Origin of the sequence: Streptomyces sp. NPDC053493 (assembly GCF_044544825.1) — a bacterium.
In the GTDB taxonomy this organism is placed as follows: Bacteria; Actinomycetota; Actinomycetes; order Streptomycetales; family Streptomycetaceae; genus Streptomyces.
This window is the reverse complement of sequence record NZ_JBITXS010000003.1, coordinates 738,801-763,764: the sequence shown is the minus strand read 5'-3', so window position 1 is coordinate 763,764 and position 24,964 is coordinate 738,801. Positions and strand designations below refer to the sequence as shown.

General features: G+C 67.6%; 13 protein-coding genes and 3 pseudogenes. 6 read left to right on the top strand and 10 right to left on the bottom strand.

Going from position 1 to position 24,964, the window contains the following annotated elements:
- Nucleotides 1–234: 234 nt before the first annotated feature.
- Entirely contained in the window at nucleotides 235–867 is a 633-nt protein-coding gene (locus ACIGO8_RS13240; RefSeq protein ID WP_399728455.1) for a DUF4241 domain-containing protein, read from the bottom strand.
- Between the two features lie 387 nt (nucleotides 868–1,254).
- Between ACIGO8_RS13240 and ACIGO8_RS13235 the strand changes: the two genes are divergently transcribed.
- On the top strand, nucleotides 1,255–1,410 hold the full coding sequence (locus ACIGO8_RS13235; RefSeq protein ID WP_399728452.1) for a hypothetical protein: 156 nt from the start codon (nucleotides 1,255–1,257) through the stop codon (nucleotides 1,408–1,410).
- A 24-nt stretch (nucleotides 1,411–1,434) separates the two neighbouring features.
- Here the strand turns inward: ACIGO8_RS13235 and ACIGO8_RS13230 are convergent, their stop codons facing one another.
- Nucleotides 1,435–2,250, bottom strand: a complete 816-nt coding sequence (locus tag ACIGO8_RS13230) for a sulfite exporter TauE/SafE family protein (protein WP_399728450.1) — start codon at nucleotides 2,248–2,250, stop codon at nucleotides 1,435–1,437.
- 704 nt (nucleotides 2,251–2,954) lie between these two features.
- Between ACIGO8_RS13230 and ACIGO8_RS13225 the strand changes: the two are divergent.
- Nucleotides 2,955–3,169: pseudogene (locus tag ACIGO8_RS13225) on the top strand (ATP-binding protein); the annotation flags it as partial.
- Nucleotides 3,170–3,179: 10 nt separating this feature from the next.
- Here ACIGO8_RS13225 and ACIGO8_RS13220 read toward each other — a convergent pair.
- From ACIGO8_RS13220 to ACIGO8_RS13205, 4 genes and pseudogenes are all read right to left on the bottom strand, one after another.
- On the bottom strand, nucleotides 3,180–3,581 hold the full coding sequence (locus ACIGO8_RS13220; protein WP_399728447.1) for a hypothetical protein: 402 nt from the start codon (nucleotides 3,579–3,581) through the stop codon (nucleotides 3,180–3,182).
- A gap of 764 nt (nucleotides 3,582–4,345) precedes the next feature.
- Nucleotides 4,346–11,236, bottom strand: coding sequence for a polymorphic toxin-type HINT domain-containing protein (locus ACIGO8_RS13215; protein WP_399728444.1), 6,891 nt, complete (start codon nucleotides 11,234–11,236; stop codon nucleotides 4,346–4,348).
- A gap of 88 nt (nucleotides 11,237–11,324) precedes the next feature.
- Nucleotides 11,325–14,900, bottom strand: coding sequence for a LamG-like jellyroll fold domain-containing protein (locus tag ACIGO8_RS13210; protein ID WP_399728441.1), 3,576 nt, complete (start codon nucleotides 14,898–14,900; stop codon nucleotides 11,325–11,327).
- Between the two features lie 916 nt (nucleotides 14,901–15,816).
- Nucleotides 15,817–16,405, bottom strand: a pseudogene (locus ACIGO8_RS13205) (transposase family protein).
- A 165-nt stretch (nucleotides 16,406–16,570) separates the two neighbouring features.
- On the opposite strand from ACIGO8_RS13205, the gene ACIGO8_RS13200 reads away from it, so the two are divergent.
- From ACIGO8_RS13200 to ACIGO8_RS13190, 3 genes are all read left to right on the top strand, one after another.
- Nucleotides 16,571–16,936 (top strand): hypothetical protein, encoded by a 366-nt coding sequence (locus ACIGO8_RS13200; protein ID WP_399728437.1) that lies wholly within the window; start codon nucleotides 16,571–16,573, stop codon nucleotides 16,934–16,936.
- 313 nt (nucleotides 16,937–17,249) lie between these two features.
- Nucleotides 17,250–18,056, top strand: coding sequence for a hypothetical protein (locus tag ACIGO8_RS13195; protein ID WP_399728434.1), 807 nt, complete (start codon nucleotides 17,250–17,252; stop codon nucleotides 18,054–18,056).
- Between the two features lie 1,591 nt (nucleotides 18,057–19,647).
- Entirely contained in the window at nucleotides 19,648–20,100 is a 453-nt protein-coding gene (locus ACIGO8_RS13190) for a hypothetical protein (protein WP_399728431.1), read from the top strand.
- 43 nt (nucleotides 20,101–20,143) lie between these two features.
- Here ACIGO8_RS13190 and ACIGO8_RS13185 read toward each other — a convergent pair whose 3' ends face one another.
- The 4 genes and pseudogenes from ACIGO8_RS13185 to ACIGO8_RS13170 form a co-directional block, all read right to left on the bottom strand.
- A complete protein-coding gene (locus tag ACIGO8_RS13185) occupies nucleotides 20,144–20,602 on the bottom strand; it encodes a hypothetical protein (RefSeq protein ID WP_399728429.1) in 459 nt (152 codons plus the stop codon).
- Between the two features lie 192 nt (nucleotides 20,603–20,794).
- A pseudogene (locus ACIGO8_RS13180) lies at nucleotides 20,795–21,164 on the bottom strand (helix-turn-helix domain-containing protein); the annotation flags it as partial.
- Entirely contained in the window at nucleotides 21,161–22,339 is a 1,179-nt protein-coding gene (locus ACIGO8_RS13175; protein ID WP_399728426.1) for a Cmx/CmrA family chloramphenicol efflux MFS transporter, read from the bottom strand. The gene ACIGO8_RS13175 and the pseudogene ACIGO8_RS13180, both read right to left, overlap by 4 nt.
- Nucleotides 22,340–22,605: 266 nt before the next feature.
- Nucleotides 22,606–23,505: a GNAT family N-acetyltransferase gene (locus tag ACIGO8_RS13170; RefSeq protein WP_399728424.1), complete on the bottom strand. Its 900-nt coding sequence runs from the start codon at nucleotides 23,503–23,505 to the stop codon at nucleotides 22,606–22,608.
- Nucleotides 23,506–23,918: 413 nt separating this feature from the next.
- Here ACIGO8_RS13170 and ACIGO8_RS13165 point away from each other — a divergent pair, with 413 nt between their 5' ends.
- Entirely contained in the window at nucleotides 23,919–24,818 is a 900-nt protein-coding gene (locus ACIGO8_RS13165; protein ID WP_399728421.1) for a hypothetical protein, read from the top strand.
- The last annotated feature ends 146 nt before the right edge of the window (nucleotides 24,819–24,964 follow it).

Genomic DNA, 24,964 nt, shown 5'->3' with positions numbered 1-24,964 from the left:
GATAGCAGCCACCACTGACAACCAGACCCACACCCACACAGACCAACCCCCGAAAACCCACAGCACACCACTCCGCACAACCGAAGGCCAGCCGAGTGCCGGCGGAGGTAGTGGATGGGTCCTTTCAGCGCAAGCGGGAGGTAATCGACGGCGGCCAGTCCGCAGGAAGCAAGGCGTGGTCCACTCCGCACGAGCGGAGGTGAGCCGGTGAACGCGATGCTGGCGGCAGCGACGTCATGCTTTGGCGTCGGGCATGCCGCTGGTAACGACGATCGCCGCCACGTCGCCGGTCTTCGTGCGGCCCAGCCAGACGACGCCGCCCGACTCGGCCCCGAACGTGACCAAATCGGCTTGCTGCGACTCGTCGCGTACCCGTTCGCAACCGTCAGCCAACTGCTCGGAGTCGCGCGGTGCAGGAACCCCGTCTATGAACGTGCGAAAGGGTGCGGACAAGGTCGTCCACGCGCCTGCGTCGGCGAAGCAGCCGACATTGGCATCGGAGAAGAAGCGGGGCTCCTCACCCGGCTGAAGCCGGGCGATGTCGTCCTCGACACTCAGGCCCATCTCCCATCCGACGACACGGTCGTCGCTGATACACAGGCACGTTGCGGCGCACTCAACGCCGTCAACGTGCTCGCCCATGAACTCGTACGGGACCGCCGTCCACGCGATCTCTACCCGGTAGACGCCCGCGGGAATGCGCACCGCCAGCTCCCGCGGGGGCCTGGTCGGCAGCCCCCTCTGGTACTCCCAGACCTGGTCGTCGTGCCATGGCGCATCGACGACGAGCCGGCCGCTCGATACGCGGATCGTCGTCAGCTCCCCGACGCCCGTCACGACTACCGGCGTCGTCGGATCGTCGTACACCGTCCCAAGGTGAGCACCGGGCGTGAAAGCCGCCTCCAAGTACCAGGTGGCCTCAGGCCCGGCTGCCAGCCGCGCGTCCCTGACCCACTCCATATCTCACTCCCTCCTTGCCACCCGGCCGGGCGGTCAACCGAAAGCTACGTGGGCCCGCTGACACATCGGCACTGCTTGCATCGTCGCAATCCGTGATCGCTCCCCAAGATCTGTGCCACAACCCCGTTCTCGTGAACAAAGCCACACCTGGATCTCCGAGAGCAGCGCCCCGCACGGAGCCGAGCCGCGGTTCGAGGACGGCTGGTTCGCCGGTGTCCGCGACGTCGCCAGCCACCTGCGGCGCATCGCCGACACCACCGCCACCACCGGGCGGGGCGCGCCGCGTCCAGCGCCATGCTCCTCGCCCACCTCCAGCAGAACTCCTCCCCCGCCCCGCAGGAGGCAGGAGGCCCGGCTGTGGAGCTGGACGCGAAGGACGTCCTGGCGGCGGCGGAACGTTTCCCGTGGGCCCTGGCCGCTCCGGGGACGCGGCACTGGCCGGACGGGTAGTTCTTGGACGTATCGCGCGGGGGGTCAGTCGTGGCGAGCGAGCTTCGCGGCGGAGACGAGCAGGATCACGGCCAGCGCAGGGATGAGGACGACGTCGGGGAATACCCCGAGCAGCAGGCCGCCCAGGAAAGCTCCGGCGATCGAGCCCGCGACCATGACCACCGCGAAGCGGCGGTTGGCGCCCAGGACCGCGAAGCTGCCGTCGCGGCTGTAGCGGGCGAAGGCCACCAGCATCGTCGGCAGTGACACCAGCAGAGACAGGCTTCCCGCCGTTCTGATGTCCTGCCCGAAGAGCAGCACGATCGACGGGATCAGCAACTCTCCGCCGGCCACGCCCATGACGGCCGCGACCACTCCGATGCCGAACCCGGCCGCCACCCCGAGCGGCACCTGCGCCCACAGCGGCAGGTCGAGGGTCCCGAGCGTCGAGAAGTGCGTGAACACCAGGGCCGCGGCCATCAGCGCCATGAGCGCGGCCAGCACCTTGTACAGGGTGGAGGAGCGCATCCGCACCGCCCATGACGCGCCGGCCCAGGCGCCCAGCAGGCTGCCGGCGAGCAGGTTGACCGCGACGGGCCAGTGCGCGACCAGCTCGGAGGCGGACACGGCCGCCATACGGGCGGGCAGCGCGGTCAAGACCACGACCAGGCTCATCGCCTTGTTCAGGATGACGGCGGAGAGCGCGGCGAATCCGAAAAGGCTGATCAGCAGCGGCAGGCGAAACTCCGCGCCGCCCAGACCGATCATCCCGCCCAGCACGCCGATCGCCGCCCCCGCCCCGAACACCACGGGCATCGAGTGCGCCGAGCGCAGCGGAGCGAGGGTCTGGTCAGTGGTCATGGCAGGAATCCTCCCCGGCGGTAACCCCTGCCCGCTACCAACGGCCCGCACCTTCAGGGAAAGGCACCGGGACCCCGCTCACGAGTCGTTCGGTCCTCCGAGAGGCCCGCTTCGAGGCAGCGGGGCCGGGCCGGGTGATCCTGTCCGCCCCGCTGTTGCCGGGTCACTGGCCTCGCCGGGCTTGCCCAGGGTGGCCTTGGGCTTGCCCGCAGCCGCCGGCGGCTTGCCCGGCTCAGCCGCGCAGGCGCGAGAGCCAGCCGGTGGTCTTCTGCTTGGGCACGGCCGGCTCCTGCTCCTGGTCGCGCTCCTCCTGTCGGGGTCTCACGCCCCAGGCCAGGTCCGAGTCGGCCTCGAACCGCTGGTCGCCGTTCCCGCACAGAGACGGATGCGTCGCCGGGGAAGGGCCCCCGGCGACGCGCGCGGTCGCCTTCCATCGTTCGTCGGTGAACGCGGCACCGCACTCGGTGCAGACAGGGCGCTCGGGGGCGGGCCAGAAGTCGTCCGCCCCGGCCTCACCGCGTACCGGCTTCCGGCGCCCCTGGGTGTCAGTCGCAGGGCCGACGGCGGCGCCGACCTTCTGCTTGCAGGTGCGCACAGCTGCGGGTGGGAGTCCTTCGCAGCTCCCCAGTCCGTCGGCTGTACCGCCTCCCAGCGGGCGTCGGTGAACCGCACCCCGCAGCAGACGGAACGACGGGCCTCACGCTTTCCAGGTGATCTCGAAGCGCTACGAGAAGGGCTCGATCATCCTGACCTCGAACAAGACCTTGAGCGAATGGGCCAGGTGTTCGGCGACGAGGTCCTCGCCACCGCGATTCTCGACCGCCTCCTGCACCACTGCGAAGTGATCTTCATCAACGGCCCCAGCTACCGACTCAAGAATCGCCTCCAGGCCATCGAGCGGGAGAACGAGGTGGCCTGACCAGCTGTGATCAGGCCACCGGGTCCTCGCCCGGCGGGATGAAGACATCTGCGCCATCGGCATCCTCGACATGCCCCTGGGCATCGACCGTGATGGCCGTCGCCCGCCCCTGCGATGTGATGAGCCAGGCCAGCACCTGTTCCGTCAGCGGCGTTCCCCCTGGTCCCTCGTCCTTCCAGTGCACCCGCCACCCTCCACCAGGCACCGCGGCCACGACCTGATCGGCCTGCTCCAAATGGGAGAAGTCCTCGTAGTCCGTCACCGGACGCAGGGCACCACGCTTGGGATCGACCACCAGGGCCGTTCCGGTCGCCTGGTCCCAGCCCTCCACACGCACCATGCGGCCGATCTCGGTGTCGGTGCCGCTGAAGATCGCGGTCCAGCCGGTCTGATTGAAATAGCGAAGAGACACCTCTCCATCATCTCGAACCACGACGCTCGCGCTTCACAGGACTGCAGGCTCTGCACGCTCATCCGTACGCGGCTCTGCACATAGGCGAGTACGCCGACAAGCCCTGACGTGCCGTCACTGACACCCCCTTACAGACACCAATCCAGCACATCGCGCCTGCGCGAGCAGCAGCGGCAGACGTCCGCTGACGTTGCCGCCATCAACCGAAAAAATGGTCTGCCAGAATTTTCTCCAGCAGACCATTCTTCGTGTATCGGCTACGATTGCCCGATCCTAGACACCTCAGCAGCGTCTGATTTCCCGCTTGTGAACGACAGACTCCTCCTTGACAGATGTCAATAATCCGTCATTCCAATGCGAGGTCCGGCTACTTCTTCGAGACCATTGAAATTCCCCCCATCGCAAGGGAGAACATTCGGGCTAGCGCCTTCCGTACATCTGGGTCTCGATCAAGTCGATCCAACGATTCGTACCTCGCCGGATCTACATCGATTGTGGCAACTCCGCCAGAAGCTCCGTCATCCATCGTCGAGAACAGAAGAAGGCATCGGTAGGCTCGCACAACTCCCCCTCTCTCTTCCCGCATCAGTGCTTGAAGGACGGCGCTTCCTTCCTTGACTTGGCGGCGGAGTGCATTCACCGAGGTCCACCGAGTCGCCCAGCCGCGTGCCTCCGCCTCCAGTTGAATTTCGAGGAGTGTGTCAAAACTAATGTGACACACACGGAAGTCGGAGTCAGTCACACGAATCACAGACATCACAGCATCAGTCCTCACCCAAAACGTCGATACGAATCGGCGTGTCTGGGTCGATACGCCCATCCATGATTCTCCTGCGGAGTTCATCCCAGCGATGATGTCCACCAAGGATGGTTCCTCCGCGTGAGACGGCTATCCCGTCCCCTTCCGCAGCCTTGTTGATCGAGTCCAGAAGCTCCCGGTCGCTCAGCTCCTCGTGATACCACTGCGATGCAGGATCCCGAGTTGACTGGCCCGGGGTGTATTTCTGGGCGACATCACCAGCCGTCTCCTGACGTTTCGCCCATCCGCACCCCCCAGAGTTGTGAACGAGGACCGGAGTCTGTCCCGCCAGCACATAGTACGTGTGCAGGTCGTCGACGGTCAGGTTATACGTTCGGGCGTGCCTGCTGAAGTGGCGGTTCGCTTGGACCGTGACGGTGGTGCCGTCGTCGCTGAGCAGGGTCATGCCCGGCTTAAGATTGCCGGCTTCCGTCCAGCGGTTGGCGGACGGTGACCAGAAGGGGTGCTCGTGGGTCGCGGTGAGCTTTCTCAGGCCGTTCTTCGTTGCGATGGTCAGCTCATTGAAGTGCTTGTCATCTTCGGTGACGATCAGGCGGGCCACCTTGCGAGGAGCTGTTTTACCAGTCGTAGGGTCGGTGGAGATTACTTCATCACCAACGCGCACCTTCTCGATTGGCCTATTCTTGCCGTCGGCCATCAATACGACAGTACCTGCCAGGAAGCATTTACATCCGGGCTTAGGCGGCGAGGCATCGTCCGCCTTCTTAGCTCCCTTAAATATCCACTTTCCTCCCTTAATTAGCCCCTTGACAATGCCCCATCCGCCAGCGATGGCCGAGATAAACCAAGCGTCATGGTCTCCCCGTTCGTAATACTTGGCTTTGGTGTCAATGCCGTTCTCGCCGACAATCTCGTCGTACTTGTCTGCGTATCCTCCGCAGCCTTCGATCCAGCACCAAGGGTCCACCATTACCGCGTCGTCGAGGCTTGATGCAGCATAGTGACCGTAACCGGCAAGGTAGTCTTTATAGTCTCCGTTCCCATGACACGAAGTACGGCAAGGCTCGCTCTTCAGGTCTTTCAGGTTTCCATAGTTCCCCGTGCCAAAAGAGGACCTCCAGTAGGAAGGGCTCAGAGAACTCTGGGTTCCATTCAGATGCGTCCGATACGCCATCCGGAACCATCCGACGCTTATCCTCGCGCGGATCGCCTTGATTACGGTTCCGAAACTGAACCACTTGCCGTCAGGATCGGCGGAGCTGACGGGGTTGTTGTTGCTGTATGCGTAGCCGTTGATCTGTTGCGGGTCTTTGAGGTCCGCGATGGGGTCTGCGCTGATGAAGCGACCGGTGGTGGGGTCGTATTCGCGTGCGCCGAGGTGGGTGAGGCCGGTTGGGTCTTCGATCCCGCCGACGAAGCCCTTTTCGCCGGCCCAGGCGGTGGGGTTAGCGCCGCGGTCTTCGCCGAAGGGCTGGGTGTAGCGGCGGGTGAGGGTCTGGGTGGTGGCGTCGATCTGGACGCTTGTGGTGCCGTTGTGGTCGGTGCCGAGCCAAGTGAGGGACTGTGATGTCCGAACGGCTACGGTTTGGCCGGCGTGGCTGTAGTAGCGGGTCGCTGTGACGGCGTTGGTGGTTTTGTCGTAGCGGAGTTCGGTTTCACCGAGGTAGAGGGTGGAGCCGGTGTTGTCGCGGCGGATGAGCCGGTTGCCTTCGGCGTCGTTGAGGTAGGTGGTTTCGCTGCTATCGGCTTCGGTGACCTTGGTGAGGTCGTTTTCCGGTCCCCAGGTGAGGGTCTGGGTCTTGGTGCCGGTGGTACGGGTTTCGGTGTTGCCGGCCTTGTCGTAGGTGTAGCTGGTGGTGGGACCGGTCGGGTTATCGGGCGGTGTGGCGGTGTTGGAGAGCAGGTGGGGGCGCGCCGTGCCGTCGGGGTTTTTCTGGTCGTAGGTGTAGGTGGTGGTGGTTGGTCCGCCCTGGGTGAGGTGGTTGGTTGCTGTTTTGCGGTTGCCGGTGGTGTCGTAGGTGAAGGACTGCCAGTAGGGGGCGGTTCCGCCGACGGTGTCTGTGGTGGGTGTGGTGGTGCAGTCGGTGGTGGCGGTCCAGGCGGTCTGGAGCCTGCGGTGGCCGTCGTAGGTGAAGCACTGGCGGTCGCCGGTGGCGGTGGACTTGTCCTGGACTTCGACGGGGTTGCCGGCCGGGTCGTATCGGTAGTAGATGTCCGCGTCCGTGCCGCTGTGGGTTTCGGATGCGATGGTCTGGCGGGCGAGCCGCTTGGTGCCTGTCTCGTAGGACTGGCTGATGTCGACCCACTTGGCGGTGGAGGAGACGCCCAGGGTCGTGTTGATGCGTTCGCCGGCGGGCAGGTAGCTGGTGCCCTGGACGATGCCGGTCAGGCCTTGCAGCTTGGTCGGCAGGCGCTGGCTGTTGTAGCTGTAGCTGAGAACTTCGAGGCCCAGGCCTCCCATCGCGGGGATGGTCCGCGTCTGGAGGGTGCCGTCGGGGTTGTAGGCGTTGGTGATGGTGTAGACGCCGGTGCCCGCGGTGGCCTTTTCGTCGGTGCTGATCGTGTACTGCTCTTTGAGCACACGGTAGAGCGGGTCGTAGGCGGCGTTGGTGATCGCGTAGACCTTGCCGGTCTTGCCTCCGTCGTAGCGGATGGAGGAGGTGAGCTGTCCCTTGGCGACGGTGTCGTAGGACCAGCGCGCCAGATAGTTGGCGTCGACGAGTTTCGGCAGACCGTTCTCGTCGAGCTCGATGCGGTCGCGGAGCTTGCCTGTCTTACGTCCGAGCTTGTCGTAGGTGTAGCTGAGGACCTTGCCGTTGGCGTCTTCGGTGACGGCGACCTGGTCTAGTTCGTCGTACTCGGTCTTCGTGGTGCCGGCGTCGGGGTCGGTGGTGCCGGTCTGGCGGCCGAGGAAGTCGTAGTCGTACTTCCAGGCGTTGCCGTCGCTGTCCTCGACCTTGGTGAGCTGGTCGCTTCGCCCGTAGGTGTAGGTCAGTTTGGTGTAGGCGCCGGTGGCCTTGTTGCCGTCGTACTCGCGTTTCTCGGCGAGCAGGCCTCGGCTGTCGACCTGTTCGCGGATGGCTGGGGCGCCGGTGGGAGGTTCGACGGTTGTGGCGTTGCCGTCGTAGGTGGTGGTGGTGCGGGAGTGCTCCTTGCCGTTGGCGAGGTTGATGGCGGTGGTGGGTCGCCCGGCGCCGTCGTAGATGGTCTGCGTTCCAGCGGGCGCGGCGGTCAGCAGGTTGGCGAGATCACCGTTGGGCGTGGTGGTGTCGACGAAGTCGACACCGGTCTCGACGGCGAGGCCTCGGGTGTCGTACTTGGTTTCAGTGATGACGCGTCCGGTGCCGACGGCCGCGGGTGCCTGCGTCTGTCGCGGGCGCAGGAGTGCGTCGTAGATGGCGTAGGTGGTCTGGTAGGTGGTGCCGTCGTTGTTGAGGGTTTTGGTGGCGATCCAGGGAGCTTTGCCCTGCTGGGCTCCGTATTCGATCTTCCTGTTGGGTGTCTGGGTGCGGGCGCGGTCGGCGAACCAGACGTCGGTCAGACGACCGAGGGAGTCGTACGCCATTTCGGTGCGCCGGCTGTTCGCGTCAACGCTGGCCCTGTCGCTGCCCCAGTCGGGGTTGAGCTCGGTGGTGGTGGTGTGGTCGAGGGCGTTGAGGACCTTGGTGGAGGTGAGTGGACCGCCTGCGGCGGGTGTGTATTCGACGTGCTTGACGCGGGTGTCCTTGGTGTCCCACATATCGGTGGGGCGTCCGAGGGCGTCGTACGCCGCGCGGGCGAGGGTCTGCGGGGTCTTCGCGGTCCCGTCGGTGTTGTAGCCGGTTACGCGGGCGGTCTGGGTGACGTCGCCCTTGGTGGGGACGGTGCCCCAGGCCTGGCCGTCGTAGGAGATGCGGGTGTCGGAGAGGACGTCGGTCGTTGCCGGGTCGCCGGTCCGCTTGGGCGTGGCGCTGCAGGCGACGGAAAGCTTCTCGACCTGCTGGCGCTTGTCGAGGATCCACGCCGTGGTGTTCTGCGCGTAGGTGGTAAGAGTGCAGTCCTTCTTGCCGCCGGCCTCGGTCTCGACGCTGACCGGTAGACCGTTCTTCGCGTCGTAGTTGGTCGTGGTGGTGGAGGTGATGGCCGGTGCGCCGGCGACCGGTGTGCGCTTGACTTCGGTCTTCGGGCGCACCCGGAAGGAGCGGAGGGTGCCGTAGGGCTGGGTGGCGGTGGCCATGGTGCGCGCGGCGGGTGTGGTGATGGTGCCGGAGACTTCGGCGCCAGTGGTGCCGTTGTAGGTGATCTGTTCGCGCAGCTGGCCGGTGTACTGCTCGCCGTCGCTGACGGTGGTGCCCTGGGAGTCGGTGACCTTCTCCACGCGGGTGGTGCCGTCGGCCTGCTTGTCGCCGTTCATGCCCCGGAAGTAGAGGCTGACGGTCTTGGAGCGGACGCCGGCGGCCGCGCCGACGAGTGTGGTGACCTTCTGGTAGCCGCGCCAGGTGCCCCAGGTGCGGTACTTGTCCTGGGTGATCGGGGACTCGTCGTCAAAGGCCCAGGCTCCGCCGGCCGGGTCATAGAGGTAGTTCGTCTCCTTCAGCGGTGCACCGCCGGTGGGGTCGGACTCGGTGACCTGGGTGACGACGTACTTGTGGAACCAGTCGGTGCGCGGCTGCGGGTCGGTGCCGGGAGTGGGGTTGGACGGCGGGATCCACTTGACCGGGTAGCAGCGCTTGGTGTTCTTGTCGAGTGCGGTGGGGATGTTGGTGTCGGCGACGCACTCGTGGTCGGAGTAGTTGACGGTCAGGACGGAGCCGGTCTCCGAGGTGACCTTGCGAACACGCCACTTGATGAAGGGCAGGACGTCGTCGCCGGTCTTGTCGACGCGGTTGGCCAGCTGTGTGCCCTCGAAGGTGATCGGGGGCAGCGGGTCGGTCGGGGTGCCGCTGGTGGACTTGCCGGTGTGTTGGATGGACTTGAGCCACAGGCCGGCGTTGGAGCCGTCACCGGGGTCGGGGAAGTCGTGTTGCAGGTGCCAGTTGTTGACGTCGCGGTAGTCGCTGTCCGCTCCGGTGCCGGTGCCCTTGAAGACCTGGGTGGTGATGTCGGTCAGGCGCTTGCGGGTGAAGAAGGACGGGGTGGCCTGGTCGGTGCAGACAGTGTCCTTCTTGCAGATCTGGTCGAACGGGACGTCCGGCCAGGCGGTCTTGTTGGCGGCGGTGAGGTTGGTGCAGGTCTCGCCGCCTGCGACGGGTATGCAGCGCTCCGCGACGTCGAACCTCACCCGCGCGGCGGGCGGCTGGGTGGTGGAGAAGACGTTGTCGGCGGAGTGCTGGCCGTAGTCGATGCGCTTGAGGTAGCCGCCGCGGACGTACTCGGTGCCGTTGCCGGTGGTCCCGTTCTTGGCGTAGGAGTTCAGCTCCTTGTCGTACCAGTACGTCATGACGTTGCCGTGCGGGTCGACGACGTAGTCGAGGTTCCACCGCCAGGCCTGGTTCTTGGAGCGGGTGGCGAAGCTGGTGCCGGCGGAGTAGCCGGGCTCGCCTGAGTCGTCGCCGAAGACGGGGACGGTCCACACCGAGTTGGTCTCGGGCTTGCCGCTAGTCCAGCCGGGCAGCTGGTTCTTGCCGAAGACGTACTGGGTTCCGTCGATGGTGGTGACGGTCCAGTACTCGCCGGTGTCACCGCTGGTGCCCGTGTCGCCCTCGTCGGGGTTCTTCGCGCCCGTGCCGCGCACGACGCGCTCGCCGTCGTCGGACTGCAGATGCCACTCGCCGGACGTCTGATCCTTGACGAGGGTGCTGGACTTGCCGTTGAGGACGATGGAGGCGTTGTCCTCGCGCCAGCACAGGTCGCCCTTGTCCTTCTGCCCGTCGTCGTCGCAAGATCCGTAGGAGCGCTCGATGTAGGAGGTGGGCAGGTCGAAGCCCTCGCCGACCCAGGACGGCTGGGCGCTGGTGGCGGAGGTGCGGCCGTCGACGCTCTGCGCGGAGTAGCCGATCGACGGCGCGGGGGCGGGGCCGGCAGGGGCTGGGACGACGTCCATCGGGTAGGACCAGGTGAAGTCGCCGTTGGAGCCGCCGCCTGCCCAGGTGGCCGACGGGGACAGTGGGGTCGCCTCGTAGTTGCCCCGGTCGGAGGAGGCGCCGGCGGACAGCGCCAGCACGGTGAACGCGCTCGCGGCCGACGTGGTCTTCGGGGTGGCGACCTGGGCAGTGACCGTGCGCTCTTCGGTGTTGTTGTCCGAGGCGAGCGGGGTGGTGGCGCGGCAGGCCGGCTTGTCCGGGCTGGTCAGCGCGCAGGCGGGCAGCTGGACCATGCGCAGCCGGGAGGACCAGTTGCCGCTGTAGGCGTCGGCGAAGCCTTGGTAGTCGACGGTGACGCCGAGATGGGTGGCGTCGGTCTTGCCGTCGGCCCTTGCGACGCTGAGGACGACGCCGTCGATGCCGAGCTTGGCGGTGGTCTTGCGGTCGAGGACCTGGACCTGGGCGGCCTGCGGCGCGGGCGGGGCGGGGGTGGCCTTCGGCGTTTTCGCGTGCGGCGCGTTGGCCGGGGCGGGCTTCGACAGCTTCACCGGCAGGCCCTGGGCCGAAGCGGGTGCGCCGGTCGTGGTGGGCAGGGTGACGCGCGCGGTTGCCGCGGTCGGCCAGACGACCTTGGCGTGGGCACGCTGGCGGGTCTTGGCCGCGGCGGCACGGGCGGGGTCGGCCGATGGCGCGTTCGTGCGGGGCTGGAACGTTTCCGCCCGGCCGTACTGGGCCTTTTGCAGCGTGTTGTGGTCGCGCTCGAATTCCTGGGCGGGTGCTGCACCCAGGAGTGTGGTGATGACGGCTGTGGTCACTGGCAGGGCGACGGCGGCCATGCGGCGCCGGCTCGCGTTGCGCCAGGACCATGTGGGCACTGGTTTGGTGCCGAACACGTGGTTCTCCGCATTCTGAAGGCCGGGGCGTGCGCTGAGGCACGCCCCGGGTGGGTGAAGGTGGCAGAAGGGTGGTCTGAAGGGAGGGCTAGCCGATGTCGATCGGGGGCTCGCTCTCGAGGGCGAGCCCGGTGATGCCCGCCTGGGACATGGCACCGCTGTAGAGGCGGAGGTCGTCGACCTGGCCGAGGAGGGTGTCTCCCCATGCGCCCGTCGGGTAGATCCGGGACTTGCCCGTCACGAGGGGTCCGGTGGGCTGGTAGGTGTTCTTCACCAGTGCGCCGTCCTCGTCGCCCTGGCGGACACCGCCGACGTAGAGCCGCGCGGCTGCGGTGACGGAGTCGTAGGTGACGGCGACGTGGACCCAGCCCTTGGGGGCCTCGGTCAGCCCGGAGTACAGCAGCATCCGCGGGCCGCCGGCGACGTCGTTCTCCGCCATCTCGAGGATCCAATAGCCGTCCGGCTGGCCCTTGGGCTGGTGGTAGACGAGGCGGAACGCGCTCGTCTGCGCGCCGGGGTGGGCGAGGACCGTGGCGGAGTGGCCGATGCTGAGGTCGTCCAGGCGGTTGTCGTCGGTGACGTCGACCCAGCCGGCGAGGGTGAAGCTGCCGGTGTTGTCCAGCGGCACCGTAGCGCTCGCGGAGGAATCCGACGCGCCGGTCAGCTTCAGCACGTTGTCGTGCCCCTGAGCCTCGGAGTTGAAGAAGGAGGCTGTCTTGTCGAGGGTCATGGTGCGGTTGTTGCCGCTGCTGTCGGCAGCGGTCGTGCCGGCCGACTCGTCCATGGCCCACTTCGCCTCCAGCCGGGGCTGGTAGAGACCGGAGGACTCGTCCTCCAGATTCACCTCGGCGCCCAGCTCGTCGGCGAACACGGTCCGGTTCCACACCTGCAGCTGGTCGATGTCGCCGGGGAAGAAGTCGCGGTCCGCGCCGGCCGCCCACTTGCCGACCCGCAGCGCGCCGTTGCCGGCGAACGGCGTCGTGTAGGCCGTCTCGGCCTGGAGACGTCCGTTGACGTAGAGGCGGATCTTGCCGCCCTGTTCGTCGTAGACGCCGAGCAGATGCGTCCAGGCGCCGAGCACGGGCGGCTTTTGCGAGGAGGCACCGATGGTCGTGCCGGAGGTGGTGTCGGCGGAGTAGCGGGCGAACACCCAGCGGTCGGCGTTGGCCGAGTAGTAGAGCTGGAAGGACGACATGACGGTCCCCGGCTGGCCCGCGACCGCGGCGGCATGTGATCGGTCGGTGAGGCGGACCCACGCGGAGACGGCGAAGTTGTTCGTGGTGTCGACCGCCGGTGCCGAGGTCTGCGCGGCGGCCGTGTTCCCGTCCAGGTGTACGGCGCCCTTGAGGCGGCCCTGCGTCGTCCAGGAGGTCGTGCCCGTAAAGGTCAGGGGCGCGGCGCCCGTGGCGGAGTCGGCGGCCGTCGTTCCGCTGGTCTCGTCGAAGGCCCAGGCGGATACCGGTGTGCTGCCGGCCGCCACCTTGAACTGGAAGTCGGTCTGGCTGGGGTTGCCCGCGGCGTCATAGGTGACGGCCCGGAGCGTGTTCAGCCCCTTCTTGGACGGGGCGAGCTCGAAGCTGTGCGACTTCGTGTTCGCGGCGTAGGTCTTGGACTGTACGAGGACGCCGTTGAGGAAGGCGTCGAACCGGCGCACATCGCTCGCAGAGGTGGAGATCGTGAAGCTGCCCGTCATGCCGACGCTGCCCTGCTCGGGATCGGCGCCGCAGCTCAGGCTGGCGCACTCGGTGTACGGCGAGGCCGTCACCGTCGGCGGAGGCGGCAGGGTGGTATCGACGGTGAAGTAGCAGCGGGCCGACCACGGGCCGTACAGCGATGTGGTCGCGCCGCCGTAGGTGTAGCGGTATTCGGTTCGGGCGGCGAAGCTGTAGGTCTTCTGATCGGTGAGCGCGCCGGTCGTGACGCTTCCGGCGGTGCCGCTCGCCGTCCAGGTCGACGGAGACAGCGAAGCGATCTTGGTGTTGGCCGCGTCGAACACCTCGAAGTTCGGGCGCAGGCTCGCGTTCGCACCGTCCGCGGACGTCGGCGTCGCGGTCAGCCGAGGTGTCGTGTCACGGATCGCGGCGGGGCTGGAGGCCGCCGAACACGCCATGTTCGGGTCGGCGAGCTTCACGTAGGAGGGCTTGGCGTCCGGCGGCGAGACGTACGTGATCGACAGGCGCGGTTTGCGCGAGGAGGTGCTGTCGGGGTCGGTGGGTGACATGAACTGCTTCCACTGCATCCTGTCGCCCTCGTCGCCGGCGCGCAGGCCCAGGGTGGTCGTCGTCGCTGCCGCCTTGGCGGTGTAAGCGACGGCGGCCGTGGCGTTGAACTCGACGTCGCCGTCCTTGCAGTCGACGCTCCAGCCCTTGGCCGTGGAAACGGTGGCGACCTTGGACGACCAGGCCGGCTGCTTGGCCCAGCTGGTGCTGGAGGAGATCGTGCCCGTACGCCATAGGTCCACGGGCTGAGGTGTGCAGTTCGCCGCCCAGGTTTCGTAGGCGGTGAACGTGGCGTTGACGATCTTCTTGCCGGCGACACGGCGGGTGTCGAACTGGAACAGCGCGCGCGTCAGCTTCCCGTCGACCCAGCCGTCGTAGCCGGCGCCGAGGGTGTGGGAGGTCTTCCAGAACGACGTGGAGGGGACGTTGGACCACACCGTCGTCCAGCCCGTCAGCGACGCGGACACCGACGGCGGGTCGATCACCACCGGATAGGTCGTGTCCGGGTCCGCGAGGAAGCTCTGATCCGGCGTGACTGCCACCGCGTCGCCGCTAACCGTGACGTCGGCCAGCGCTGTACGAGCATCCGGGGAGGCGTCCACCGCCTCGGCGGACGTGACCGTGTCCGTCGACGACGACACACTCATGGTCGTAAGCCCTGACTGGGTAGCAGGCGGCTTGCCGGCGTCCCACATCAGCGCACCGCTGCTGGAAAACACCGCGCGGCCTTGCTTGTCGACCAGCGACAAGTCGCCGGAGGCGGACTCCCGCACATCCAGACCCGTGGTCCTCACCGGGAAGCGAACGGTCTTGAGCGCGGGATCGGCCGCAGCGGTCCGGTCGTGCACCACGAGATTCTGCGTGAATCCGTCAGGTCGGGACTGGACCACCAGGTCGATACCTGGGCGTACCGAGGCGTAGACGGCGGTGGAGCCGGTGAGCGTCGGCTGCGGCAGTGTCCAGGGCGAGCCGAGCTCGTAGGTGAGACCGTTCCTCGTCATACGGGCGAGCGGCCCGTTGCCGCCGCCGGAGAATGTGACCTGCTGGCCCGCCTTCGGCTCCACCAGGCCGTCGGCCCGGGACACGAGGGTGGTGTCGACCGGCGTCCAGCGGCCGTCCTTGCGGACGCGTTCGACCACGGGAGACGTCTCAACAGTGAACGTGCCGTCGGTGTTGGCGAACACCACGCTCGTCTCGCTGGTCAGGCCATCAACCTGGACCCGCTGCCCCGAGGCCACCGCCTTACGCGACGCCGCCTGCTCGGCCGTGACCTCAGGCAGAGCGTCGTCCTGCCAGAACGCCTTGCCCCGCCCAGCCTCGTCCGCGACGGGAGAGGACACCGGCGTGACCGGAAACTCCGAGCCCGGCTCCATGCCGGAGGCAGAAGCCGCCGCATGCACCGACATACCGCCAACGGTCAGCAGCGACACCGCCGCCGTGGCCACCCCCCGCGCCGCTCCCCAGCGACGCCTGAACGTTTTCACTTGAGACTCACAATCTGAAGAAATCATGAAGCGCACGCGACCTTATACGGCCCTTACATCACGGTCCACACGCCCCTGACCCCGTTGACCAGCCGCAACAGGCACATACAAGCCACAACCACGGACATGACGAAACGACATACGCACCCGATCACGCGCGCACGAAGGCAAAGCGGCGAACACAACCCACGCGTCACCAACTCGAACGAACCGTAGAACGCACCTCTGACACTCGAACAGGAAGCAGGCGACCGGCGTCAGTACGCTCGGCCCGGGTGCACGCCACGACCGGGCGAGGCGCTGGTCGTCGTACGAGCCGCCAGTGCACGGGACGGCCGCAGAGCCGGTGAGCTCGCTGAGGGCTGGACCTCCGCGTCCATGCGGCCGATGAGCCATACCGGGGATCCAAAGGACGAGCCGGCCTTCCATGCGAGAGCACTCGCCGACGAGGTGGAAGGATGCCCTGGGCGTACAGCCGCGCGATCGGCTCCGCACGCGACCTCCAGCCCTGTTCAGCGCGGACCTCGATGACCGCGGGCCTGAGCTGGCAATGAGTCTCCCGACGCTCGGCCGTTCCTTCCATGCCTGGGCGACGACCTGCTTGGTCATATCGCCGGCTCGGATGAGGTCCTTGACGCAGCAACCGGACTGGCCTAGCTGAGGGCGAGGGGACGGTCATCGTTGAAGGGCACGCCGCGAAGCCGAAAACGGGATCAGGGCCGCGCGGCAGGCGACGACTTCCACCTGCTCGGCCCTCGAATGTGGCACAGCAGTTGAGGGCTCCCCGTCGGGCCCCGCACCATCTTGAGACTGAGGGCCTACCCGTAAATGATCTACGTGTCGCCACGGGCGAGGGCGGCCACAGTGGCCTGTGGGCCTATCCGGCAAGGGCGAGGTTGTGCAGCCGGGCGATGCCGAGCACGCCATGGTGGACACCATCGCCCTTCAAGCGGCAGTCCCGGAGGATCGTCCAGGTCTGCATGCGGGCGAAGACGTGCTCGACGCGGACCTGGACCTGCTTGTGGGACGTGTTGTGCTCTTCCTTCCAGGCGGCAGCTCGGTCTGGTTGAACTTCCGGCGGTGCGGGATGACCAGGCCAGTGCCCGGGTAGCCGCCGTAGGCGACCGTGAGGGTCTTGCCAACGGCGGCCTTGGCAGCAGTGTCCCTGGCGAACCCTTCGCGAGGCTGGAGCGCGAGCATTGGCCCGAGAAGGTCGATGATGCGGTCCGCTGCCGACTTCGAGATCCCGAACAGCGGGGCGAGCTGCCGCATGGTCAGGTTCGTCCGCCAGTAGGCGGTGACCAGCAGGGGCCGGTTTTCCAGTGGACGGCTCCACGGCCGACCCTTGCGGACCGAGTCCGCACTTGCGCGACGCAGCACCGTCACCTGCTTCCCGAAGGCGCGCGGGCTCAGCCGGAGAGCGGGGCTATCCAGGACGGCTTCGACGCCGTGATCACACCAGCCACATCGGCTTACGTGCCCAGCGGAAGGCGCGATCCGGCCCTGGACGAAGTGGGCGACGGGGTGGACCAGTGCCGGAAGTCGTCCAGCACCCGGCAGCGGAATCACAGTGCCTTAGAGAGCCAACGGGGCTCTCGTCGGCCGTTCTCCTGAGCTGCGACACTCTGCGCGTGAGTTATCCCGCGACAGACCAGCTGTCCTCCGCCGAACGCGCCTTCATGATCAACGCCACCGAGATCGACATCCTCCCCGGCGTCTGGGGCGACCTCGACGAGCCGCTGGTCTCAGGGCCCGCCTCGGCTCTCGTCCCGATCCTCCTTTCCCTCGTCGACAGAGGGTGGATCGAAGTGTGCCGGGTCGTTCCCTGGACCGCGGAGGATGGCACTGTCGGAGAGCAGCCCGGGCTCCCTGTCCCGAGGCAGGACCTTCCCGCTGTTCTGGCGGAGGCTGAGAACTGGGAGTATCCGTCATCCGGCACGTGGCTGGGGTGCCTCACACTGACTCTCACCGAAGCGGGTCAGAGGATCCCCCGCTGACACGCAGCCTCAACGGTGCCGCTCCGCAAGCCGCCCGTTTCTCGCCCTTCACCAGCATCGCCTGCACCCTCATCTGCTACGGCAGAGTCACCAATGAGGTGGCTTCTTAGGCCCAGGCGCTCATCGAGTGGTGGGTCGAGCACCACGGCGTCGGCGCCGACCGGCGGTCGCCACCCGAGATCGCCCCGGACGACAGTGTCGTCCCGCGCGCTCCACGCGCCAATCACAAGAACGGGCGGGTCAGAAGCTGATTGCTGCCCTGGCGCACGCATCGCATACCGTGAACGCGTTCAATAGGGGAGGGACCCAGTACGTGAACCACCGCACCAACCGCCGCGTCGCCGCGGCCGCGCTCATTGCAGCCGTCATCACCACGGCCGCCGCCTGCGGCCCGGACGCCACCGATACCGGGGCGAAGAACACCAGCGCTAGTCCGAGCCCGGCTAAATCCAAGGACGCCTTCGACGGCCTGAGTGGCCCTGAGATCAGCGAGAAGGCCAAGGCCGCGGTCAAGGGCGTCACCTCCCTGCGTGTTGTCGGCGACGCGCCGGACGGCCGTGGCGGCACCATCAGCATGGACCTTGCCCTGGACACACGAGGCTCCTGCCGCGGCACTATCACCCAGCCGCGCATCGGCACCATCGAGATGATCAAGAACCGCCGCACCGTTTTCATCAAGGGTGACGAGAAGTTCTGGCGGGCCTCACTCGCCTCCGCAAAAAGGAAGCCCACCGCCCAGCAGGCCGACGCGTTCGTCGAGCTCGTCAAGGGCCGCTGGATGAAGGCCGACAGCAAGGCAGCCGCGGCCATGACCCGCAAGGACGTGTGTGACCTCAGCGCACTCGCGGACAAGCTCGGAAACGACTCGACCGACACCTCCACCACGCGCGACGCCGACATCATCCGCGCCGGCCAGGCCCTCGCCGTCATCTACGACCGCGACGGCAGCGAAGTCACCACCATCCACGTCGCCAAGACCGGCAAGCCCTACCCCGTCGAAATCAGCAACACCGGCAGCGCCGACGCCGGCACCCTCAAGTTCAGCGACTTCAACAAGCCGGTCGACACCACCCCGCCCCCCGCCGACCAGATCCTCGACACCCGCAAACTCCGTCGCTGACCCGACACTGCCGCACGGCCACCTCCGCGCTGACGCCTCCGCGCGGAGGTGTCAGCGCGCAGAGCACGTGCACCAGTCGTCACCATTGAGCTGTCGCCAGAGGCGAACTCGCTCGTCCCGCACACTCGGGCGCCGTGACGAAGTGTTCGTTCTGCCGCCGTGAGTACGACGAGGCCGATACCGTGGACGCTCCTCTCACGGCAGGATCAGGCGACATGCTCCAGCTCGGTCAGGCAGGCGGCGATCTGGTCGCTGCGGCGGGCGGTCCAGCAGATCAGCTCGTGCGGTATCCCGGCAATCCCCATCGGCGCCCCAAGATGACGATGCCCGGCTCGGTCGCCAGGTCCAGCGCCTCGCACACCTCCGCAGCCACGATCTCGTATAGCCCCTGGCAACCGCCGGGGGCTGCGTCGTGCTGCCCGGAGGAGACCACAGCCGCTAGCGGGCTCGGCGCCCGCACCGAAGGGCGCGACGTAATGCGGTGCTCGTGTCTCCCGGGGCGAACCGGTCGGCGTCCAGGATCTACGCGATGGGTGCTGTCAGGGATCGTCTGGGATCAGCGCGAAGGCGCACACCGTTGCAGGGAAGATCGGCCAGATTTGTGATGCATCAGGACAAGCGCCCCCTTCCGGCCAGAGATTCGAGCAAACATTCGGAAGATCTTGATGTCGCCGACCGCCGACCACGGTCGCGCGCCCATCCGACCGAAACACCCTTGGGGGAACCATCAGCACCGCCCTGCATTCACGCCGCTTACGTACCTCCTTAGCCGCTCTCGCAGCCGCCACACTGCTGCCGCTGGCCCCGTCCGAGGCCACCGCGGCGCCCGCCGAACCCGACCCTGGGCGGGCCCAGACCTTCGTCGTCCCGCCAGGCTCACCGCTTCCCTCGCTTCCGGAACTCCGCTCCGGCGCCGCTGAGCAGCGCCTCGCCGACGCCGAGACCTCAGCCGGCCCCACCACACCGCTCGAGGTCGTGGGTCCTGCCGCCGCCTACGGCCGGAAGACCGCCACTCCCGCCGTCACCGCCCGCCCGGCGCCGCCGGTTGCAGCCTCCAGGACAGCCGCCGGTGCCGCAGCCGTCTCGTATCCGGAACCCGCCCGGACCATGTCGCTCGCCGAGTGCAAGGCGAACATGGGCGGCTCCGCGCAGCTCTACCTCAAGTCCCGGTTCGCCGTATGCACCGCTCTGCAGGTCACCACACTCTGGACGCGCTCCGAGGGACAGGTCGGCACCAGCTCCTACACCGTGTACATCCGCGGCACGGTCCCCAAGGAGTCCGACCGCACCATGTACTTCGACTACGACCTCACCGACTTCGTCTCCGTCGGCAGCACCGGCGCGGCCGGCATGCGGATCGGCCTGAAGGGCGTAGTGCCCCAGAACTGGCCCGCGACCGCGCGCCCCGTGCTGAGCACCACGCTGCCCGTCACCAAGACGCTCCCGCCGATGCAGGCGAGCTCCCACTACACCCACACCCTGCGCTACGCGCCCGGGCAGGGCATTCGCCCCGCGCTGGGATGCGGCCTCCTACCTGCGCAACTCGACGGGCGGCGGCAACCCCGCCAACAAGGGCGGCGCAGCGTTCAGCATGATCGCCACGCTCGAGTACAGCTCCCAGCCCGGTGCCCCAGAGAAGGCCGTGGCCGATCACATCAAGCAGGCGTTCACCAACCCCAGGGCCACCAAGCCGCTTAACGCGCTGAAAAACGTGCCGGGCGACGACGTGAAGGAACCGCTGCACCGGCTGTTCCTCGACCAGCGGCGTCGGGACCGCAACCGCGCGGTCGCGGTCCGCGAGTGCACCCGCGCGTGGGGAACGAACTACACCGACGGCGGCAAGGAGTGCGACGAGTTCCCCTTCGCCGCACCTATGAAGACTCCGCGGCCTCCGAGTTCGACGTGCACGTCGAGAAGAACAACTTCTCCGCTGCCCGTACCCGGTGCGCAGAACGGCGCCGCCGGCGATCTGCTGAGCGGCTTTTACAACGCCAACCGGATCATCGACGGACTGGAAGACGGCTTCATCGTCAAGATCAACTGACATCAGGTGTGTGGCCGGCGCGTCACGGCGCCGGCCACACGCGTCAGGCCTTGGGCCAGAAGTCGATCAGGTACTTCTCCACGCCGTACGCGACGCCCTGCGTCTGCGTCACCCGGGCGACGCCGGCACGTCCGGTGCCCCCGACCCGCACCCGCCACCGCCCCGGGTTGCCCAGCCGGATCAGGTGATCGGAGCGACCCAGCGTCATCGTCCACACCGCGACATCCCCCGTGGTGGTCTCGAAGTCGACCTCCTCCTGCTCGTCCCACTCCCCCGGCGCGGCAAGCGGCTGCCCAGCCCACACCCTGACCTCCACGCCGGCGGTGTGGGTATGGCCCGCGCTGAACAAGTCGAAGCGGCGCTCGTGCCCCTGGAGGAACACACCCCACTCGTAGTCGTCGCCGAACGGCACAGGAACCGCGCTGTCGTCGGACTCCTGGAATCCGAACCCTCGGAACGCGACCTCGACGTCCAGGAGCTGCTGGTGAAGTAACTCGGGCATGACCCTGCAACCTACCGCCGCGTCCGGCCCGATTCGTGCCTGCTCTCTGCGGGTGACGAGATATTGCTGGCCATGACGTTGGTGACGCTCGCGTGAATGCCGTGGGCGGCGAAGAACGCGCGGGCGCGGCTGAGGAACGCCACGGTGGCGGCCTTCTCACCGGGAAGGGCTTCGGTGTCGCCTGTTGACCTAGCCTTCGGGGTCGAGGAACCGGCGGTGGTTGATGCCCAAGCGCGCCGGCCACCGGCCTACGGTGCGCTCGCTGACCTGCACTGCCTGGCCTGCGAGTTCGAGAGTGATCCGGCAGACCACTCGTTCTCCCGCCGCAACCGCTCGATCTGTTCGACGACATCGGGTGGGGTCTGGGTCGGTGAGGATCGCGGGACGATCGGGCGGTCCTGCAGCCCGAGTTCGCCATGCGTGTCGTACCGGTATTTCCACTTGGACAGACAGGCGCGGGAACACCGGCCTCGGCGGCGACGTGCGCGATCGGACGACTGCGGCAGCGCTCCACTAGCCTTCGGCGTCCCTCGGTGTTCAAGGGGGCGTGCGCATGTGTCACTGGAGCACCTCAGTGCTCCGGCCGGCCGTGATGGCGGTGAGGAGGGGGAACGCGATGAGCAGTGCGACCGCGACGAGGAGTCCGCTCGCCCAGAGCGGCCCGAGGTCCCCGGCTTCGGTGTCGAAGGTGGACGCAGCGATGACGGGGCCGGCGGCGGCGCCCACGTTGAGCGCCGCGGTCGCATACGAGCCAGCCATCGTGGGTGCTCCCGCGGCCTCGTAGAGGACCCGCGCAATCAGCGTGCTGCCCAGCGCGAACGACAGTGCGCCTTGCACGAACAGGAGGGTGAACAGGGCGACCGGCTCGCCTGCCAGCATCGCCAGGGCCGGCCAGCCGATGAGCAGCAGCGGACCGCCGACTGCGATGACCAGACCGGGACGCCGGTCGGACAGCCGCCCGGCGACGGTGACGCCCACGAAGGACCCGGCGCCGAAGAGCACCAGCGCGACAGAAATCCACCACTCGCCCAGCCCGGCGCTGTCGGTCACCACGGGGGCGAGGAAGGTGAGGCTCCCGAAGGTTGCCGAGTTCACCAGCGCGCCGAGCAGCATCACCAGAATCAACCGCGGCCGTGTGAGCTGGGCGAGCTCCGCTCGCAACGCCGGCCTGCCAGTTGCCTCATCCTCGTCACGCCCTGTGGGGATTGTCTTCAGGATGCCTAGAGCTGCAGGCAGGCAGAGAGCGGCGACCGCCCAGAATGCGACTCGCCAGCCGAGCAACGTGCCGAGCACCGAGCCGCCAGGGACACCGGCGATCGTGGCCACCGTCGTGCCTGACAGCAGCACGGCCAGCGCACGTCCCTTCTTGTCGGGTGAGACCAGCGTGGCGGCAGCCGTCAGAGCGACGGCAAGGAACCCTGCGTTCGCGAGCGCGGCGACGACCCGGGTGGCGAACAGGATAAGGAAGCTGGTGGTGATGGCCCCCACGGCGTGAGCTGCCGCGAAAGTGAGGATGAACCCGAGAAGGCTGGAGCGCCTGGGCCAGTTGCGGGCAAGCGCGGCCACAAGGGGGGCACCGACGATCATGCCGACCGCGAAGGCCGAGGTGAGCGTGCCGGCTGTCCCGACCGTGACGTCGAGGTCTGAGGCGATGTCCGGCAAGAGGCCGGCGAGCATGAATTCCGAGGTGCCCATGGCGAAAACCGCCATGGCAAGCAGGTACAGCGGGAGAGGCATCGAGTGGCTCCGAGGTGAGGAGAAGCACGAGGAGGTCATCTCGTCACCGCGGCCAGCCCCAAGGGCGCACTCGCCCGGCCGCAGAACGCGGCGCGACGACTGGGCTACAAGATCAGTGGTTCAGGGGGCTGACGGCGTGACCGAAAGCCCCCACCTTGTCTGACTCAGGACTCGACATGGCCCGCACGCTACCTGACCGATGCCCGTCGAAGCATCTTGGTTTCACTTACATCGGCCTGTGCCACCCACGTCATGTCCCGCAACAGCTAGGCCGCTTGGCCCGCCGGGTGGAAGTTGATGCGTTCACGGATGACGGGGAAGCCGGCCTTGGCGAAGTTAGCGGCCATGGGGAAGTTGCCGCGGTCCGTGGCTCCGCTGACGGACTCCGCGCCCTGCTCGACGAGGAGGTGGGTGCACTCCGCGAGGAGGTCGTAGGCGTAGCCGCGACCGCGCTGTTCCGGGACGACTCCGATGAAACCGATGGTCGGGCCGGAGGGGTTGTGGGCCGGGATGTGGATGCCGGCCAGATCGCCCTCCGGTGTGTGCGCGATCTGCCACCACTCCCGTGGAGAGGGGCACCAGTGGAAGAAGTCGAGCTCCTCCTGGGCGGCCTGATCGAGGCCGCCCTCCTCGATGGCCCTCAGCGCGTGGGCATCCAAAGTGACAGAGTGGATGCGGCGCAACGCGTCGAAGAACACGGTGTCGTCGGGTTCGGCGCTGAAGCGCAGGCGTCCGGGCCGCTCGGGCAGACCTCGCTGCGGGGTCCAGCGGTACAGGAAGCGTTCCACCAGGAGTTCGTACCCTGCGGCTCGTGCGGCGGTGAAGCGCGCCTCGGCGCCGGCACGCAGGTCGGTGTTTTCCCGCCAACCGCCGGGCAGGTTGATCTCGAGCTCGACCTGCCAGGGAGCGGAGCGAAGGAGTTCGGCCCCGGCCTCCTCCTCGCCCTCGGCCACGTCGAACCAGTTGATGTTGACAGGCTCCGAGTCGTCGGGGCCGCCCCACCACGCGCCACGTGCGACGACCTCGCCTTCGCGCAGGGCGACGCGCTTCCAGTCGGGGCGGAACTGGGTACGCCGATGGGCTTCACGGGCACCCAAGGGATCGGGGAGCGCGTCGAAAAGATGAGCGTCGCGCGCCGAGAGCGCGCGGATGACCAGATCGGTCATGGATTCCTCCGGGATACAGGCTGCTTGGAGCGCTCCCGGTCAGAACTCACGAACCACGCCGGGACAGCGGAAAAGGGAGCGCTGGAAAGGTGTGAACCGCACGGCACTCGCCTCCTTCCATCCATCTCAGGGCGTGGAGCCACACACTAAGTGATCTACCGCGGGCCCGTCCACGGATTTCCTTACGCCCTGACCCGCGATGGATGTGGTCAAGCGTTCCCGTGGCGGTTGAGTTCGAGCGCCATGCCATGCACCGGATGTCCGGAGTGGGGCGTAGTCCCCTCGTGCAGCGAGGCCCGTCGGCGTACGCGCTGAACTGCGGCCGCGGGGGGACCGGGTTGCGAGGCGGTCGGGAGCTGCGGTGGGATCGGGCGGCCTGTGCATCTGCGGCCCGGGCGGGGAGGGATCGGTTCATGGACAGGTCGACAGCGCTGGACAGCGTGCTGCGGCAGGCACACCTGGTCGGGGTGAGCTCGGAGAGCGGGGTAGGGATGGACGGAGAGATCCGGGTGGACCTCTCCGATCCGGCGGAGTCGGCCCGGCTCAGGACAGCCATGGCCGTGGAATCGCTGCCGGGGTTCCACTGCATGTGCCTCGGGGACGTCCGCTTCGAGCTGTTCGACCGGGATGGTCGGCGGCTTGCAGCCGTTGTCCTGCACCACGGGGCGACACTGAGGTGGGGGCGGTGGGAGAGCGACGCCGTCCTCACCGACGGACGCCTGCTCCTGGAGTGGCTGGACGGGCACGGCATGCCCGGCCCCGTGCGGCAGTTCGAAGCCGACCGGCAGCGAGCGGAGAAAGAGGCCGAGGAGGAGCGCGACTGGCTGGCCGCGATGCCCGCCGGACTTGAGGGGCTCGCCGAGCGGATCCTCGCCCTCTCCCGTACGGGCGGCAGGCCCTCCCCCGACTTGCTCGCGGAACTCACGGACCGGCTGCGGCTGACGTTGCCCGACCCGGTGGAGCGGGTGCTGGCCCTGCTCGCCTGGCACGGTTCCGGCAGCGGGCGCTGCTCCGGCCACCCTCTGCACGAGAGCGTGCCTGACGAACTGCTCGGCAGGGTGCCGATCGACGACTTGCTGGCCGCGCTGTCCGGCCCGCAGGCCGAGGAGCGGCACGATGCCGGGGCCGTGCGGCATCTGTTGGGCTGGAAGACCCGCCCGCGCCAGAAGCGGGACGTCGCCAGCCTGCCCGAGCCACTGCGTGCCCGACTGCTGGCGCACGCCCGCCGCTCTGGAGAATCCGACACACAGGGCCGCGCCGAACGGTGGTTGGCAGCAGACATGTCCTACGGTCCGAAGACACCCATTTCCTGATCACCGCTGCGATGCGGGCGCCTGGCCCACGGGAGGCGGGCCTCGGCCACGAAGAGCAGTCCGAGGCGCTGCGGTACCTGCGCCATCACCGCATCCAGGCGCGCGCAGTCACCGAGGACGCACCGGAGAGCATCCGCCGCGCCGGG